The following is a 14882-nucleotide window of genomic DNA, read 5'->3' as shown; positions in this document are numbered from 1 at the left end:
ACTTCTTCTACGTCCACCAGGGCCGCCGCCTCGTCCACCACCGCCTCCGCCTCGCAATACGCGGAAGATGATGTAGATGATAAGGAAAATGATAATCGGGGATGGTATTCCAAATCCGGACCCACCACTTTGACCCTCAAGTGTGTTTACTTCGGCCACTTCGCCGTCCCATCCATATTCAGCCGCAATTTCGTTGTAATACGATTTATAGGCTTCTACGATAGCCATATCAGGGCGTTCCACACCCTTTTTCAAATAAGGTATGGCCACTTCATCTAAGATTCTACCTATTTTACCATCCGGCAGCGCCCCTTCTAGACCGTATCCTACTTCGAGTCTAAAATGACGGTCGCCATCTGAATTAGGAATAGTGGTCACTACCAATAAGGCACCATTATCCTCTTCAGATTTTCCGAGTTTGTAGTCCCTCAATGCCTTGACCGCAAAATCTTCAATTGGTTCATCACCGATGCTTGGCAACGTCAGCACAGCGAGCTCTGCACCAGTTGCCTCATTCAACTGCTTACCGAGCCTGTTCAACTCAGCTGTCTGTTCAGCAGACAAGATGCTTGCATGGTCCTGTATATAATAATCTGAGGGGTTCCATCGCGGGACGTCAGCTGCTAACGTCGCCAATGGACTTATAGACAGGAATAGGCATAGCGCCGCCACAAAGCCGAACGTCTTACGAATCACTCTTTGTCATCTCCAAAATCTACACTTGGTGCTTCATTCGCAGCTGCATCCGCTTTGAAATATTCTTTTTTATCAAATCCGAACATCGAAGCGACAATTTTGCCTGGGAACCGCTTGATTTGTCGGTTATAATCTGCGACTACATCGTTGTAATCTTTACGCGCGACACTTATACGATTTTCAGTACCTGCCAGTTCGTCCATCAATTGTGTGAAATTCTGATTCGCTTTTAAATCCGGATAGTTTTCCACAACAACTAACAATCTGCCGAGTGCATTGGAAAGTTCACTGTCTGCTGCAGCTTGTTCTTCAGGTCCTCTTGCCCCTGAAAGTTTGGCACGCGCATCTGAAATGTCTTTAATCACTTCTTTTTCATGACTGGCATAGCCTTTTACTGTGTTAACTAAGTTCGGTATCAAATCAATCCGACGCTGAAGCTGCGTTTCAACTTGCGCGTATGACTGATCTACATTTTCTTCTAAATTGACAAATTTATTGTACTTTGGCACGAGCATGATGCCAAGCACAAGCAAAATCACTACTATGATTGCTATCGGTCCTAATGCTTTTTTCATTCATTCCACTCCCTAATTCGCTTTAGTTTGTAATACCCTTTTTTATAGACCGCCTAAACTTCTTGCTATATAGGTTACGTATGACAATGGAAAAGGATTCATTCCATTATTTTTCGAGACTAAAAAACCGACTCAATGATAAGGAGTCGGTTCTGAGTGATTGCTTACTTTTCAATGTCTTTTTTCATATCGCTGCGCGTAATGATATGATCGATCAGACCGTATTCTTTAGCACGCTCAGCAGTCATAAAGTTATCGCGATCAGTATCCTTCGCGATTACATCAATTGATTGGCCCGTACGCTCTGCCAAAATTCCGTTCAATTTCTCACGAAGGAAGAGGATGCGCTTAGCAGCGATCTCAATTTCAGTCGCTTGCCCTTGAGCTCCACCAAGTGGTTGGTGAATCATCACTTCTGCGTTCGGAAGCGCGTAACGCTTACCTTTCGTTCCTGCAGTTAGTAGGAATGATCCCATTGAAGCAGCCATACCGATACAAATTGTTTGAATGTCCGGTTTGATGAATTGCATTGTGTCATAGATTGCCATACCTGCTGTTATGCTGCCACCAGGGCTGTTAATATAAATGGAAACGTCTTTTTCAGGATCTTCAGCTTCTAGGAATAATAACTGTGCTACGATAGAGTTTGCTACGTTATCGTCAATTGCACTTCCTAGCATGATGATGCGGTCTTTCAATAAACGGGAGTAGATATCATATGCACGTTCTCCCCGGGTTGTCTGTTCAATAACTGTAGGTATCAAGTTCATGTCATTTCCTCCTTTTGGATGGATCGAATTTTAGATTACTGTTGAAATCATCTGTTCCAACTGTACTTCTATCATACATACTATGGTCAATTAAGGTCAAATATAACGCATTGATTATTTCTTATCAATCCATGCAAATATTAAATAAGGCTTGCTTTCGTGCTTAGCAGTTTGTATAATTGAGTTTGTCTGTTGCGTACAACAGCATTTTCCGTCCTCGTGGTGCAATGGATAGCACGTAAGCCTCCGAAGCTTAAAATGTGGGTTCGACTCCCGCCGAGGGCATAACGTAAAAAACAAACAAGCTTGTAATCATGAATTTTCATGGTTACAGCTTTTTTTTACGTTTAAATAGACAGAAAGTGAAGCGGCCGTTCCAATTTGTACGAAACGGCTTATTCCCTTATCAGTTTTCTTTTTCAATCATCAATGTAAGTGTATCAATCGCTTGCTCTTCATCGATTCCTTCAGCAATCAATGTAACGTCTGTTCCTCTAGCGATCGCCAGACTCATGACGCCCATAATACTTTTTGCGTTCACTTGACGATCATCTCTCTTTATGAAGACATCCGCAGTGAATTTATTTGCTTCTTGCACAAACAAAGCAGCTTGTCTCGCCTGCAATCCTGTCTTCATTTTCACTTCAACCGTTTTTTCCGCCATAACCACTTGGCCCCTTTCTCTAAAAGCCAGTTTTACCGACTGGCAATTCCGCCGACTCGAAGATTCTCTGCGATTTCCTCGATTTTCCTTAACCGATGATTTACTCCTGATTTGCTTACTGTACCGCCTGTTACCATTTCACCTAGTTCTTTTAATGTAACATCCTGGTAAGTGATTCGTAGATGTGCAATTTCCTGCAATCGATCTGGCAACTGATCTAGACCAATTGTCTTTTGTATGAATTTTATATTTTCAACTTGGCGTTGTGCCGCTCCAATAGTTTTATTCATATTGGCGGTTTCACAATTCACAAGACGATTTACACTGTTTCTCATATCCCGTAAGATTCGTACATCTTCAAATTTCATCAAAGAAACATGAGCTCCGATGAACCCGAGAAAATCTGAAATTTTTTCAGCTTCTTTCAAGTAGGCGATGTACCCTTTTTTGCGTTCAATTGACTTTGCATTCAGATGGTATCGATTTAACAACTCCACTAGCGCTTCACTATGTTCTTTATAAAAGGAGAAGATTTCCAGGTGATAAGATGAAGTCTCAGGATTATTAACGGATCCCCCCGCTAGAAAAGCTCCGCGCAAATAAGAGCGTTGACAGCATTTCTTTTTCACCAATTCATGGACGATTTCGTTTTTGAATTGGAACGTTCCAGTAAGGATGTAAAGGTCCTCTAGCAATTGTTTCGCACCTTCACGGATACGGCATATGTAGACGTTATTCTTTTTTAAACGCATTTTTTTACGTACAAGCAACTCCACCTTATAAGGGTAAAGCAATTTCAAATTCGAATAGAGTCTCCTTGCAATTGCAGCATTTTCCGTTTGGACATCCAAACTTAGCTGTTTGTTGGAAAACGACAAAGCACCGTTCATTCGGATGAATGCAGCGATTTCAGCTTTCACACAGCAATTTTTCGATTCAATTTGTGTCAGTTCCTTTTTTACTTCTGATGCAAAAGACATGACTTTCCCCCTCTCTCTCGGCGATGATCAAGTCTATTCGCTAATGATCTCACTTTCCATATAGTCAATGATCCATGAAGCCACTTTTTTTGCATCATGGACAATGCGGCCATCCCATACTTTTGAAATGTCTCTTAAGACAACATTTGGGACAAGCAGACTTAACGCATCAATATCATTTTCCACAGGCAATTGCGGCTCAATCGCTTCACTATCTTGATATAAAGATTTAAAGTCAGTTCCATTCAGCAAAACCGTATCGATGAATTCGGTTCCTACATGACTATAAAGTGCTTTGACATGTTCGGAAGCCGTGTACTGCAATGTCTCTCCAGGTTGCATCGTCAAATTATTAATATACACTTTCTGCGCTCTACAAGCGAGAACTGCATCTTTAATCGCTCTAACAAGTAATGTCGGTAAAATGCTTGTGTATAAGCTTCCTGGTCCTAAAATGATTAGATCTGCATCTTCAATCGCTTTGATTGTTTCAGGGAGCGGCTCGACTTCTTGTGGTGAAACATAGACTTTCCTTATTTTTCGGCCATATACAGGTATTTTAGACTCACCGGTTACAATTGTGCCATCATCTAGCTCCGCATGCAAGGTGATCCTTTGATTTGCAGCAGGTAATACTTTCCCTTTAATCTTCAAAACCTGCCCCATCTTCTCGATGGCACCAGCAAAATCTCCTGTTATGTCCGTTAGTGCAGCGAGCATCAGATTGCCGAGTGAATGGCCTTTTAAGTCATCTGACGTCGAAAATCGGTATTGAAACATCTCCTCAATGAGTGGCTCCACATCTGAAAGCGCTGCCATGACCTGTCTAATATCACCAGGCGGTGGAATATTGTACTGATCCAGCAATCTGCCGGAACTGCCTCCATCGTCCGCAACAGTTACGATTGCGGTCAGATCGACATCATATGATTTCAATCCTCGAAGCAATGTAGACAATCCGGTCCCGCCTCCAAAGACGACTATTTTTCTCTTTCCGCCGGATTGCAACATAACCTCAACCCTTCCTCTTGTCCAAATCACGATGTGTGATTAGGGTCTTATATTCTTCTTTAAAACGACTTCCAAAAAACTCTGCCAACGTGACTGATCGATGTTGACCGCCCGTGCAGCCAAAAGCGATGACTACTTGGGACTTTCCTTCATTTTTATATTGAGGGATTAGAAACTTGAACAAGTCTGTCAGTTTTTCTATAAGCATTTGTGTATCGTTCCATTTTAACACATACTCCGAAACGTCTTTGTCTAGCCCAGTCAGCGGTTTCAACTCATCAATGTAAAATGGGTTCGGCAAAAATCGTACATCGAACACGACATCTGCATCAATCGGCATGCCATGTTTAAAGCCGAATGAAATGAAATTCAAAGTGAACGCAGTGTCATCCTTTGAAGAGAATGTCGACATGATTTTTTCGCGTAACGCCCGTGGTTTTAGTTCGGATGTATTGTAAATCGATCGAGCACGCCCTCTTAGCTCAGATAGAAGGGCACGTTCTTTGCGTATCCCCGACAGCGGAAGACCGCCTTCAGCGAGTGGGTGTGAGCGTCTGGACTCCTTGTACCTTCTCACTAGTGTTTCATCATCAGCTTCAAGGAACAGAAGTTTAGTAGAAACCCCATCCATTTGAATCATGTCATCCAAAGCACCTATTAACGAATCGAAGAGGTCTCCTCCTCTAGTATCCATTACAGCGGCTATTCTTCTCATTTTGTTCTCTGATTTCATCATCAGATCCAGGAATGTAACCAAGAGTTCCGGTGGTAAGTTATCAATACAATAAAAACCGAGATCTTCGAAACTTTGCATAGCAACCGTTTTTCCGGCCCCTGACATTCCTGTTATGATGACCAGTTCAACATCACTTTTTTGGGTTACATTTTCCATTAATTCAAATCACCTTCCGTTGAATTTTGCAAACGCTCCTCTAATAGTTCGAATTCTTCTGTATAATAGAATGTACCATATTGGACGCCGGATTGGGAGACTGCAAATAATAAGTTTGACCTGTCACCTTCCGCCATCGGCAGCGTTTGTAAACTTTCCACTGGATGCCACTCAAGTAAGCCTTCACGGTTGGATTCATAAGGTGTACCGATCAGATCTTTAGCTACAAACGTATAGAGCATCCATTCATCGAGTACCTCTTTCGTTTCGGGTTCCATGATCATCATTGTATAAATCCCTTTAACTTTTGGCTCAACTGGAGTTGCACCCGTTTCTTCTTTAAATTCCCGTACAGCAGCTTCATAGACGGATTCTCCTGAATCCATTTTACCGCCTGGCGCAACGTACCAATTACGTCTTGGCTTTTTCAGTAAAAGAACATAATTGTCTTTGATGACAAGTAAATTAGCAATTCTTTGCATCTCGATTCCTCTCTCTTTTTCAGAACGTATACAACCATTATACAATGTTTCTAAAGCAAACGACAAAAAAAGAAGACCACCTACCGAAATGAATCGGCAGATCGTCTTTAAACTGTTGCTATATCAAAAGGGGGGTCAATTGATACTTCTACTATAACCGTAATATATTGCATTACGGTTACAGGTTTATTAAAGTTATGTTAATTAGGAGATTTTTTCTTATTAAGGAGTTGTCTATAACAAAAAAAGAACAGCGAAAGCCGTTCTTTTTTTGTCATTTAAACTTCAGTTGCTAATTTCTCAGCAAGTTCTTCGATGTATTTCTGGCATGCTTGCGCTGCAATACTACCGTCACCAGTTGCTGTAACAACTTGGCGAAGCATTTTTTGGCGAACGTCACCAGCTGCGTAAATACCAGGTACTGTCGTTTCCATATCTTCATTCGTAAGAATATATCCGTTTTCATCCAAGATGCCAAGCTTTTCAAATGGCTTCGTTAAAGGATCCATACCGATATAGATGAACATACCTTCCGTTTCCATTACTTTCTCTGTTCCATCCACTGTTGAAAGGAGAGTGACCGATCCGATTTTACCATCTTTATCGTTCACTTGTTTAACAGTTGAGTTCCAGATGAAATCGATCTTGTCATTAGCGAAAGCACGGTCTTGAAGGATTTTTTGTGCACGCAACTCATCGCGTCTGTGAATGATTGTCACTTTTTTCGCGAAACGCGTCAAATAAGAACCTTCTTCAACTGCTGAGTCTCCGCCCCCAACGACGACGATCTCTTTGTTTTTAAAGAATGCACCGTCACATACTGCACAATAGCTGACGCCGCGTCCAGTAAGTTCTTTTTCGCCTGGAATACCCATTTTTCGGTATTCTGCACCTGTTGTGATGATGATAGCACGTGCTTTATATTCTTTTCTTCCTGAAATGATCGTTTTATAGCTCTCACCGTCAATGATTTCGGAAACGTCTCCGTAAGCATATTCAGCACCGAACAATTTTGCATGATCGTACATTTTTTTCGATAAGTCAGGTCCTAAGATTGTCTCAAATCCAGGATAGTTTTCAATTTCTTCAGTGTTCGCCATCTGACCGCCAGCGATACCACGCTCTAACATTAATGTCGATAAGTTTGCTCTTGAGGTATAAACTGCAGCAGTCATTCCTGCTGGTCCAGCACCGATAATAATGACATCATATATTTTCTCCGTCTCAGTTGTCATTGTATTTCCTCCTTCATTACACTTCATATAATACTGTTCAAATCGTATAAGATTTCAAGTTTCCAATCAATCTTTTTGCCTGCTTGAATAGGATTTTCTCCTACTTTAATCATTAAAATGAGGCAAAAACTCGATTAGTTCTCCGACATATTTCGTCAAAGTAGCGACTGATATGCCATACGTTGCAGCAACGGACTTCTTTGTGACACCTTTGTAACGGGAAGATTGGAACATATAATCCGTTGCCGCGGCCAATGCAGCCGGATTTCGAAACGGATAGGAACGTAGCAGTGCCATTTCACAAAGCGTAAACCACATTTGAAACAAATGCGTCCCTTGCTTATTCAGCGGCTTATAATTGTTATAGATCAGGTCTGTCGTTTCAACTGCGCGCATGAATGAATGATCGAACTCATTCTCCACTTTAAAATCATAGTTCAAACTTTGAGCCAAGAACAGTTGCTCAATGACACTCAGCTTTTCTATATCAATGATTGTAGGATGGGAAATAATTTCTTGCTTATGAGCCGATTTCCCTAACAGATAATACCCTAGCAGCCTTTCGCTCCGATATTTATTTGCAATTTTGCTTAGCAGAAAATCCCTGTCTTGCTCGTAAGACTCCAATTTGCTTGCTTCGTCTACATTTTTCCAAGGCTCCAGTCCTTCTTTCGTCGGATCCAGTTCAACAAGTCGTTTATATGATTCTTTCGCAACCGTTTCATTACCCGAGAAGTAGGCAGAATGAGCAAGCCAGAAATAATAGCCCGCATCACCTTCAAAGCCTCTTCTTTGCAAGCTTCTTAACCAACCGTACGCTTCTTTGTGCTTACCGACCAAAGCGAATGTCGCACCTAATTTGTAGCGGTGAACAAATTGATAAGGTTTTATCTTTAGTAGAAGTTCGAGCATTTCTTCCAGCTCATCCTTCTCTTTTTCATAGTAGTAAAAGACGGCAAGATTACACAAAGCATGGATATTCCCTTTGTTTTTGTCCAATACATCGTATAAAAGCTCTTTAGCCGATTTGATTCGACCGATATAGAAATAAGCGAGTGCCAAATTATTATGTGCAGCCCAAAAATCCGGATAATCTATAATGATGGCTTCTAGGATTTCAATCGCATCTTCGAATTCTCCGGACTCCATCATTCTGCGTGCTTTTTCCTGAAGAAAATATACTTCACTATCAGGCATTTCATCATCTTGGAAAAAGGCTTCTTCTTGTTCAGCAAAATCAATAATTTCCATCGAGTCATCTGCCAAAGGACCATCCGGTGCTAAAGAAATGTATTTCTCCGCATAAACTTTCGCATCTCTAAGAAGCCCTAAATGCGCATGAACTTCTGCCAAATAGAAAATGATATCCTCTTCTGCTGGATCTAGACCATGGGCAGACGTCAGGATTTCGTACGCCTCTTCAAACATGCCCTCTTCCATTATAAGAATGCCGTATTGCATGAGGATGAGTGGGTCATTCGGACTTAGTTCGACCGCCCTTTGCAAGTATTTATGCGCCTCGTCCAAACGGTCTCTTTGCATAGCCTTGACACCTTTTTGATAGTAGAATTCACCGTCAGGGATAAATGAGATTATTTTTTTATCTATGTTTTTATGCTTTTTGTCCAATCAAATTCCTCCGAAAAAAGGAGAAGGAACGCTAAAACGTCCCTTCCGTAAGTTATTATCATTATAGCACAACTTTTCAGTCCGTCATCCTTAATTCTCAGTTGTCCGGGATAAGTCGGCCTGTCTACGCATTTCCATCTGCTCCGCAGTGTAGATGATTCTTACGGGATTTCCTCCAGCAAGTGCACCTGCTGGGATGTCTCGATTGACAAGGGAGGCTGCTGAGACAATTGCACCGTCTCCGATTTCAACACCAGGGAGGATCGTCGTATTCGCACCAATCATCACACGGTCACCAATAATAACGTCCCCTATCCGATATTCATCAATCAAGTATTCATGAGCAAGGATCGTCGTATTAAAGCCAATGATTGAATTATTCCCGACAGAGATACGTTCCGGAAACATCGTATCCGGCATCACCATTAGTGCGAACGCCGTCTTCTCACCGATTTTCATACGAAGAAATGTCCGGTAGATGAAGTTCTTCATCGGAATGAAAGGCGTATACCTGCCAACTTGGATGAAAAAGAAGTTTTTCGCCACTTTAAAAAAGGATACCGTCTTATAAATATGCCATAGAGAGTTCGCATCTCCTTTAGCGGGAAACCGCTCCGTACGTCTCACTCTACGTTCCCCGTCGTCATTGGCAGTAAATCTGAGATATGCTGCAATATGTAATCCGGCTCAAGTTCCCTCATGAACGCTTCGCCTTTCAATGACCATGCAACCCCAGCGGTGCGAACGCCTGCATTTTTCCCGCCAACGATATCATGATAATTATCGCCAATCATAATGGATTCTTCCGGAGTGGATCCTAACCGTTCGAGTGCAAGTAAGATCGGTTCAGGATCTGGTTTAGGATTTTTCACATCATCCAAACCGATGACTGTATCGAAAAGGTCACCGATATTGAGTAAATCCAACCCTTTCCAAACCATGTTATTTCTCTTCGTCGATACAATCGCCATTTTCAGTCCGCGTTTTTTCAACTTGCGCAACGTTTCTTTCACACCGTCAAATTCTGTACATAGACGATCATGATTTTCTAAATTCCAACTTCTGTACTCTTCGATGAGCTGATCTGTTTTCGATGGATCGACGCTCAGGAATGACTCCCTTAGCGTCGGACCCATGAAAGGTAAAATATGCGCTCTTGTGAACTTTCCCGGGTAATGCGCATCTAGGACGAACTGAAATGATTGAATGATCAACTCATTCGTATCTAGCAATGTACCGTCGAAATCGAACAATAATGTAGTCGTTTTAGCCATTGTGCAAGACGACCTCCTTTTCCTTTCTTCGTTCATGCTGTTTCCATACAAAAGCAACCGCTATCGTCAAAACAAATGCTGTAACTAGCCTTATGATGAGTAACGGCAGGATAGGTATGCCAAGCGGTAGGAAGATAAGTGTATCTTCCACTACGGCGTGACAGGCAATAAGGAAAATGAACACCAATGTCGCATCCTTCTTGCTAACCCCGTCTTCTTGAACTGCTTGAATCATCACACCCGCTCCGTAAGCTAATCCGATGACAAGACCTGCCACCAAAGTCATTGACGCATTGGGTTGAACACCAATCACTTTCGTAAAAGGTGCAAGTTTTTCAGAGAACTTCTGTAAATACTGTCGATCTTTCAAAAACTGAACAAAAATCATTAAAGGGATGACAATCATTGCGAGTTGCAACACACCAAATGATGCCTTTTGCAAGCCAAGCAATCCGATTGCAAGCCACCCTTCTGGTGCAGAGACAACTTCTGGCGCCATGCCATACTGTGCAATTTCCCCTCCACCACTCCAAAAAAGATTGATGATAATACCGGAAAAAGCCGCCAAACCAAACCTGACGACTAATACTACCCACAGCTTCACTCCTACTTTTAAAGCGACTCCGGTTTCAATGAAAATATTGTGTGCGAAACTGAGCATGACAGCAAGTATAAACACCTCTTTGACAGTCAGATCGAGTGAGAGTATGCCAGCAATCCCAGCATATAAATTCAAGGCATTCCCGAGCACTAAAGGAATAGCTGCTTCACCACTTAAACCGAATATCCCCATAATCGGCGAAACAAGTTTTACGATCCAAGGCAACACAGGCGTATGTTGCAAAATAACGAGAAACAATGTAATCGGAAAGATGATCTTCCCCAATGTCCATGTCGTTTTCAAGCCCGCCTTCGTCCCATTTTGCAACGTATGCATTTCCCCATCCCTTTTCTTATTTATCTTGGTAATTCACTTTCACTTTTTGGATATATCTTCTGTAAATGAAAGTTGTTACTGCTACTATAATAGTTACAATCGAAACAATTTGTGCAGCCCTTAAATCACCGCCATACAAACTGTCCGTACGCATTCCTTCGATGAAAAAGCGTCCAATTGAATACCACGTCAAGTAAAACAGGAACATTTCTCCTCGTTTTAATATCACTTTACGTAATAAAAGAATTATGACAAGACCAACGACATTCCATAGAGATTCATACAAGAAAGTCGGATGATACGTTACACCCTTTATCGTCATCTGATTCATAATCCAATCCGGAATGAATGTACTTTCAAGAAACTTCTCAGAAACCGGTCCCCCGTGCGCTTCTTGGTTAATGAAATTTCCCCATCTGCCAATAATCTGCCCGATAAGAAGCCCTGGAGCAGCAATATCTGCCACTTTCCAAAAGGAGATTCCACGTCGTTTCGTATAAATATAAGTCGTAAGGAATGCACCAATCAATGCTCCATGAATGGCGATTCCGCCTTCCCAAATTTTAATTACATCAATCGGATTATCCTTATAAGAGCTCCATGAAAAGAGTACATAATAAATCCTGGCGCTGATAATGGAAATCGGCACCGCCCAAATAAGAAGATCTGTCAGGAAATCTGGATGCATCCCCCGTTTAACCATTTCTTTTTGAACGACAATAAATGCTAGTATAATCCCCGTAGTAATCAAAATTCCATACCATCTGATCGGGATCGGTCCCAATTGGAAAGCCGTCGGGTTAATTGCTAGTAAATCAAACATCAGTTCACTCTATCCCCTCTGTAGTGGATTCATCTTGTCCTTCTCTAATTGCTAAATCCAATTTTTTTGAAAATGTTTCTGCCGCGTTAATCCCTAACTTTTTCATTCGATAATCCATTGCAGCCACTTCAATTATGACCGATAAGTTCCGACCTGGCCTAACAGGAACGGTTAGCTTCGTAATTTCCGAATCGATGATCTTCATCTTTTCTTCATCAATGCCCAATCGATCGTACACTTTCTCGGGATCCCACACTTCCAAATCCACGACCATGAGCAATCTTTTATCATCCTTAACAGCACTCGCTCCAAATAGCGTCATCATATCAATGATGCCAACTCCCCGAATTTCCAACATATGTCGTAAAATTTTAGGTGCATTGCCAATCAGAATGTTTTTAGCCACTTGCCTAATTTCAACCGCGTCGTCCGCTACGAGTCGGTGTCCACGTTTCACAAGTTCCAAAGCTGTTTCGCTTTTCCCAACACCGCTTTTCCCTGTAATCAGGACGCCAATACCGTACACATCGACAAGGACACCATGCACGGTTGTCATAGGAGCTAAACGTCCTTCGAGAAAGTTTGTTAACATTCCTGAAAATCTCGTCGTCGGACTTTCCGTTTGAAGGACTGTTATATTACGCTCCTCTGATAGTTGTAGCAGTTCGGTAGGACAATCGATCTGGTGCGCGATAATGAATGCCGGTGTTTCAGCTGAACAAAGTCTGTCCATCCGATCCATCCGGTCTTCTGGTGTCATTTTATTGAAGAAAGATATTTCTGTTTTTCCAAGGAGCTGAACACGCGATGCGGGATAAAAATCAAAATAGCCAGCCATCTCCAAACCTGGCCGTGAAATGTCACTTGTAACGATATTTCGATCGATCCCTGCTTGCCCTCCGAGTAATTCAAGACCAAAACGCTCTTGAACGTCTTTCACTGTCACAATAGACATTTGTTCGCCGCCTCCCTGTACTTTCATGTTAACTATGCACCATTTTACCACGAACCGTTTCATTTGAAATTAATTCTGTCCGGAGCTGTCCACTTACTCCTATCTTTCCTCTATATATGTTACGAGGAGGTGAGTGCATGACAATCATATTGGACGCTGGACACGGTCCAGAAACAGCTGGCAAAAGGTCAACTGATGGACTGTTAAGAGAATTTCACTTTAATAGTGAGGTCGCAAGCATTGCAAAAGGAATTCTCGTTTCCAAAGGCTTTAACGTATTGTTTTCTCACGATGCAACAAGGGACGTTCCATTAAAAGAACGTACTGCGCTAGCAAATAGAGTGAATGCGTCTCTGTTCGTTTCCATCCATGCGAATGCATTTGGAACACAATGGAACGAAGCGGCAGGAATTGAAACGTACATTTATCCTACCGCTGGCGCTACAACTAAATCGCTCGGAAAACAGTTACATGACTCTTTGCTACTTGCGACCAATGGGAAAAACCGCGGACTCAAAACAGCTAACTTCGCTGTGTTAAGGGATACAAAAATGCCGGCAGTTCTAGTGGAATGCGGCTTCATGACAAATCGACAAGAAGCTGCACTGCTACTTGATAGGGCATACCGTTTCCAATGCGGACAAGCCATTGCATTCGGCATAACAAATTGGCTTTATGTAAAATGATGTATGAAAACGAAAAGGGTCCCACTCCAATTATATTGGCGTGGGATCCTTTTTAGTTATTTTTCGGTTAAGGTTCCATTCAGCTATGATCTACGGTATAACAAACAATTACTGAACCCGTTTTTGCTTCACCTTGAACGTGAAGCGGCAGTGAAGAACCTTCAACAGATTTGTTGAATCGAACAGTACGCTGCAAAAACTGTTCTTGCTCAACAGTTTTTGTAATGTCTCGCAACTGTAAATCCAAGCGACCCATGTTTGTTGAAATGTCACCTTCCAAAGCTACATTGGGTGGAAGGTAAAGTTCTACTGAACCACTTACCGTTTTTGCATTGATCTTTTGTGCAGCTTGATCTGTCGTAGTAACAACTACATGTCCGTTCAATGATTTCGCTTCTACATCTTTCAACTTACCTGATAGATAAACACGGCCATTTATCGTTTCAGCTTCAACCATTTCACCGTCGCTATCATTTAAACGAATAGAGCCATTTCCAGTCTCCAGCTCTGCATCTTTGAATTGTACTCGCTCAATATCCACTTTTCCATTTGCTGTTTTCGCGTACAGTCGATCGACAGACGCATCTTGCAAATTGAAATTACCGTTTAGCAAGCGTACAGAGATTTTATCAAATTGCTGTTTAGGAATGAACAGATCGACATTGACTTGATTGAATTTGAGATCACTCAACACACGAAGCTTGCCTTCATCAACGACGCAAATCATCTTATTCAGAAATTCTTTTTTCGCTTCTTCTTCAGATTTACTATTGTAAGACTTCACTGTGAACTCTGCACGAATTTCTTTTGTATCCGTCGGTTGCAAGATTACACTTCCGTTATCGATGTCGATGAGAATTTCATCCAACTGTTCAACCTGTTTCGTAACCGTATGCTGGAACGTCGTACTGTTGCCAAATGGCGAGTCAAAGTCGAAGTCTTTCATTTTAGTTACAGCCGTTTGCATGAATTGCATAAATCGGTCGCCAACTGTTACGAAATCCTTCCTGATATCTTCAATGAATTCATCCACTGGAGGAGTCTCATCATTCTTTCCTGTAGAGCGACTATCTTCTTCTCCCGCATAAGTCTGTTTGTTGTCTGCTGAATGACTTTCATCGGATTGCTTCTGTCTAAATTCTACATTCTCAGTGACAGTTTTCTTATTTACATCCAACTTTTCTAATAATGTCAAGGCTTCGTCCATAGAAATTGTGCCGTTCTCGAGCATGGTCAAAATACGTTTGCGTTCGTTTTGCATTATTCCGCCTCC

The 14882-nt window shown here is 41.9% G+C and carries 17 protein-coding genes and 1 tRNA gene; 2 read left to right on the top strand and 16 right to left on the bottom strand.

Features of this window, described 5'->3' with window-relative positions; genetic code table 11:
- From H9649_RS15070 to clpP, 3 genes are all read right to left on the bottom strand, one after another.
- A partial coding sequence (locus H9649_RS15070) for a TPM domain-containing protein (RefSeq protein ID WP_191695717.1) occupies window positions 1-696 on the bottom strand: 696 nt, incomplete at its 3' end.
- Window positions 693-1271: a LemA family protein gene (locus tag H9649_RS15065; protein ID WP_191695716.1), complete on the bottom strand. Its 579-nt coding sequence runs from the start codon at window positions 1269-1271 to the stop codon at window positions 693-695. The genes H9649_RS15065 and H9649_RS15070, both read right to left, overlap by 4 nt.
- 164 nt (window positions 1272-1435) lie before the next feature.
- The gene (gene clpP, locus H9649_RS15060) at window positions 1436-2041 is read right to left on the bottom strand and encodes an ATP-dependent Clp endopeptidase proteolytic subunit ClpP (RefSeq protein WP_191695715.1); all 606 of its coding nucleotides are present in this window, start codon (window positions 2039-2041) and stop codon (window positions 1436-1438) included.
- Between the two features lie 213 nt (window positions 2042-2254).
- Between clpP and H9649_RS15055 the strand changes: the two genes are divergently transcribed.
- Window positions 2255-2326, top strand: a tRNA-Arg gene (locus tag H9649_RS15055).
- A 121-nt stretch (window positions 2327-2447) separates the two neighbouring features.
- Here the strand turns inward: H9649_RS15055 and H9649_RS15050 are convergent.
- From H9649_RS15050 to hprK, 12 genes are all read right to left on the bottom strand, one after another.
- Window positions 2448-2705, bottom strand: coding sequence for an HPr family phosphocarrier protein (locus H9649_RS15050; protein WP_191695714.1), 258 nt, complete (start codon window positions 2703-2705; stop codon window positions 2448-2450).
- A gap of 32 nt (window positions 2706-2737) precedes the next feature.
- A complete protein-coding gene (whiA, locus tag H9649_RS15045) occupies window positions 2738-3685 on the bottom strand; it encodes a DNA-binding protein WhiA (protein ID WP_191695713.1) in 948 nt (315 codons plus the stop codon).
- Between the two features lie 33 nt (window positions 3686-3718).
- A complete protein-coding gene (locus H9649_RS15040) occupies window positions 3719-4696 on the bottom strand; it encodes a gluconeogenesis factor YvcK family protein (protein ID WP_191695712.1) in 978 nt (325 codons plus the stop codon).
- Between the two features lie 4 nt (window positions 4697-4700).
- On the bottom strand, window positions 4701-5588 hold the full coding sequence (gene rapZ, locus H9649_RS15035; protein WP_191695711.1) for an RNase adapter RapZ: 888 nt from the start codon (window positions 5586-5588) through the stop codon (window positions 4701-4703).
- Window positions 5588-6070, bottom strand: coding sequence for an NUDIX hydrolase (locus tag H9649_RS15030; protein ID WP_191695722.1), 483 nt, complete (start codon window positions 6068-6070; stop codon window positions 5588-5590). The genes rapZ and H9649_RS15030 overlap by 1 nt, the downstream gene beginning before the upstream one ends.
- Window positions 6071-6348: 278 nt before the next feature.
- Window positions 6349-7305, bottom strand: a complete 957-nt coding sequence (gene trxB / locus H9649_RS15025; RefSeq protein ID WP_191695710.1) for a thioredoxin-disulfide reductase — start codon at window positions 7303-7305, stop codon at window positions 6349-6351.
- Window positions 7306-7410: 105 nt separating this feature from the next.
- Entirely contained in the window at window positions 7411-8934 is a 1524-nt protein-coding gene (locus H9649_RS15020; protein WP_191695709.1) for a tetratricopeptide repeat protein, read from the bottom strand.
- A gap of 90 nt (window positions 8935-9024) precedes the next feature.
- Entirely contained in the window at window positions 9025-9561 is a 537-nt protein-coding gene (locus H9649_RS15015) for an acyltransferase (protein ID WP_191695708.1), read from the bottom strand.
- The gene (gene ppaX, locus H9649_RS15010; protein WP_191695707.1) at window positions 9558-10208 is read right to left on the bottom strand and encodes a pyrophosphatase PpaX; all 651 of its coding nucleotides are present in this window, start codon (window positions 10206-10208) and stop codon (window positions 9558-9560) included. Before ppaX ends, H9649_RS15015 begins: the two co-directional genes overlap by 4 nt.
- Window positions 10201-11145: a nucleoside recognition domain-containing protein gene (locus tag H9649_RS15005; RefSeq protein ID WP_191695706.1), complete on the bottom strand. Its 945-nt coding sequence runs from the start codon at window positions 11143-11145 to the stop codon at window positions 10201-10203. Before H9649_RS15005 ends, ppaX begins: the two co-directional genes overlap by 8 nt.
- Before the next feature lie 16 nt (window positions 11146-11161).
- Window positions 11162-11968, bottom strand: coding sequence for a prolipoprotein diacylglyceryl transferase (gene lgt / locus H9649_RS15000; protein WP_191695705.1), 807 nt, complete (start codon window positions 11966-11968; stop codon window positions 11162-11164).
- Between the two features lie 4 nt (window positions 11969-11972).
- The gene (hprK, locus tag H9649_RS14995) at window positions 11973-12923 is read right to left on the bottom strand and encodes an HPr(Ser) kinase/phosphatase (protein WP_191695704.1); all 951 of its coding nucleotides are present in this window, start codon (window positions 12921-12923) and stop codon (window positions 11973-11975) included.
- Between the two features lie 137 nt (window positions 12924-13060).
- Between hprK and H9649_RS14990 the strand changes: the two genes are divergently transcribed.
- Window positions 13061-13609 carry an N-acetylmuramoyl-L-alanine amidase family protein gene (locus H9649_RS14990; protein ID WP_191695703.1) on the top strand — a complete coding sequence of 183 codons (549 nt, stop codon included), beginning with the start codon at window positions 13061-13063 and terminating at the stop codon, window positions 13607-13609.
- A 79-nt stretch (window positions 13610-13688) separates the two neighbouring features.
- Here the strand turns inward: H9649_RS14990 and H9649_RS14985 are convergent, their stop codons facing one another.
- Window positions 13689-14870 carry a DUF4097 family beta strand repeat-containing protein gene (locus H9649_RS14985; protein ID WP_191695702.1) on the bottom strand — a complete coding sequence of 394 codons (1182 nt, stop codon included), beginning with the start codon at window positions 14868-14870 and terminating at the stop codon, window positions 13689-13691.
- Between the last annotated feature and the right edge of the window lie 12 nt (window positions 14871-14882).

The organism is Sporosarcina quadrami (assembly GCF_014836615.1).
Taxonomy (GTDB): domain Bacteria; phylum Bacillota; class Bacilli; order Bacillales_A; family Planococcaceae; genus Sporosarcina; species Sporosarcina quadrami.
This window is presented reverse-complemented; position numbering and strand designations above follow the sequence as displayed.

What these genes read in the sequence shown, in the direction of transcription:
- H9649_RS15065 (WP_191695716.1), bottom strand. Translation starts at nt 1,271, where the DNA reads ATGAAAAAAGCATTAGGACCGATAGCAATCATAGTAGTGATTTTGCTT.
- clpP (WP_191695715.1), bottom strand. Translation starts at nt 2,041, where the DNA reads ATGAACTTGATACCTACAGTTATTGAACAGACAACCCGGGGAGAACGT.
- H9649_RS15050 (WP_191695714.1), bottom strand. Translation starts at nt 2,705, where the DNA reads ATGGCGGAAAAAACGGTTGAAGTGAAAATGAAGACAGGATTGCAGGCG.
- whiA (WP_191695713.1), bottom strand. Translation starts at nt 3,685, where the DNA reads ATGTCTTTTGCATCAGAAGTAAAAAAGGAACTGACACAAATTGAATCG.
- H9649_RS15040 (WP_191695712.1), bottom strand. Translation starts at nt 4,696, where the DNA reads ATGTTGCAATCCGGCGGAAAGAGAAAAATAGTCGTCTTTGGAGGCGGG.
- rapZ (WP_191695711.1), bottom strand. Translation starts at nt 5,588, where the DNA reads ATGGAAAATGTAACCCAAAAAAGTGATGTTGAACTGGTCATCATAACA.
- H9649_RS15030 (WP_191695722.1), bottom strand. Translation starts at nt 6,070, where the DNA reads ATGCAAAGAATTGCTAATTTACTTGTCATCAAAGACAATTATGTTCTT.
- trxB (WP_191695710.1), bottom strand. Translation starts at nt 7,305, where the DNA reads ATGACAACTGAGACGGAGAAAATATATGATGTCATTATTATCGGTGCT.
- ppaX (WP_191695707.1), bottom strand. Translation starts at nt 10,208, where the DNA reads ATGGCTAAAACGACTACATTATTGTTCGATTTCGACGGTACATTGCTA.
- H9649_RS15005 (WP_191695706.1), bottom strand. Translation starts at nt 11,145, where the DNA reads ATGCATACGTTGCAAAATGGGACGAAGGCGGGCTTGAAAACGACATGG.
- lgt (WP_191695705.1), bottom strand. Translation starts at nt 11,968, where the DNA reads ATGTTTGATTTACTAGCAATTAACCCGACGGCTTTCCAATTGGGACCG.
- hprK (WP_191695704.1), bottom strand. Translation starts at nt 12,923, where the DNA reads ATGTCTATTGTGACAGTGAAAGACGTTCAAGAGCGTTTTGGTCTTGAA.
- H9649_RS14990 (WP_191695703.1), top strand. Translation starts at nt 13,061, where the DNA reads ATGACAATCATATTGGACGCTGGACACGGTCCAGAAACAGCTGGCAAA.
- H9649_RS14985 (WP_191695702.1), bottom strand. Translation starts at nt 14,870, where the DNA reads ATGCAAAACGAACGCAAACGTATTTTGACCATGCTCGAGAACGGCACA.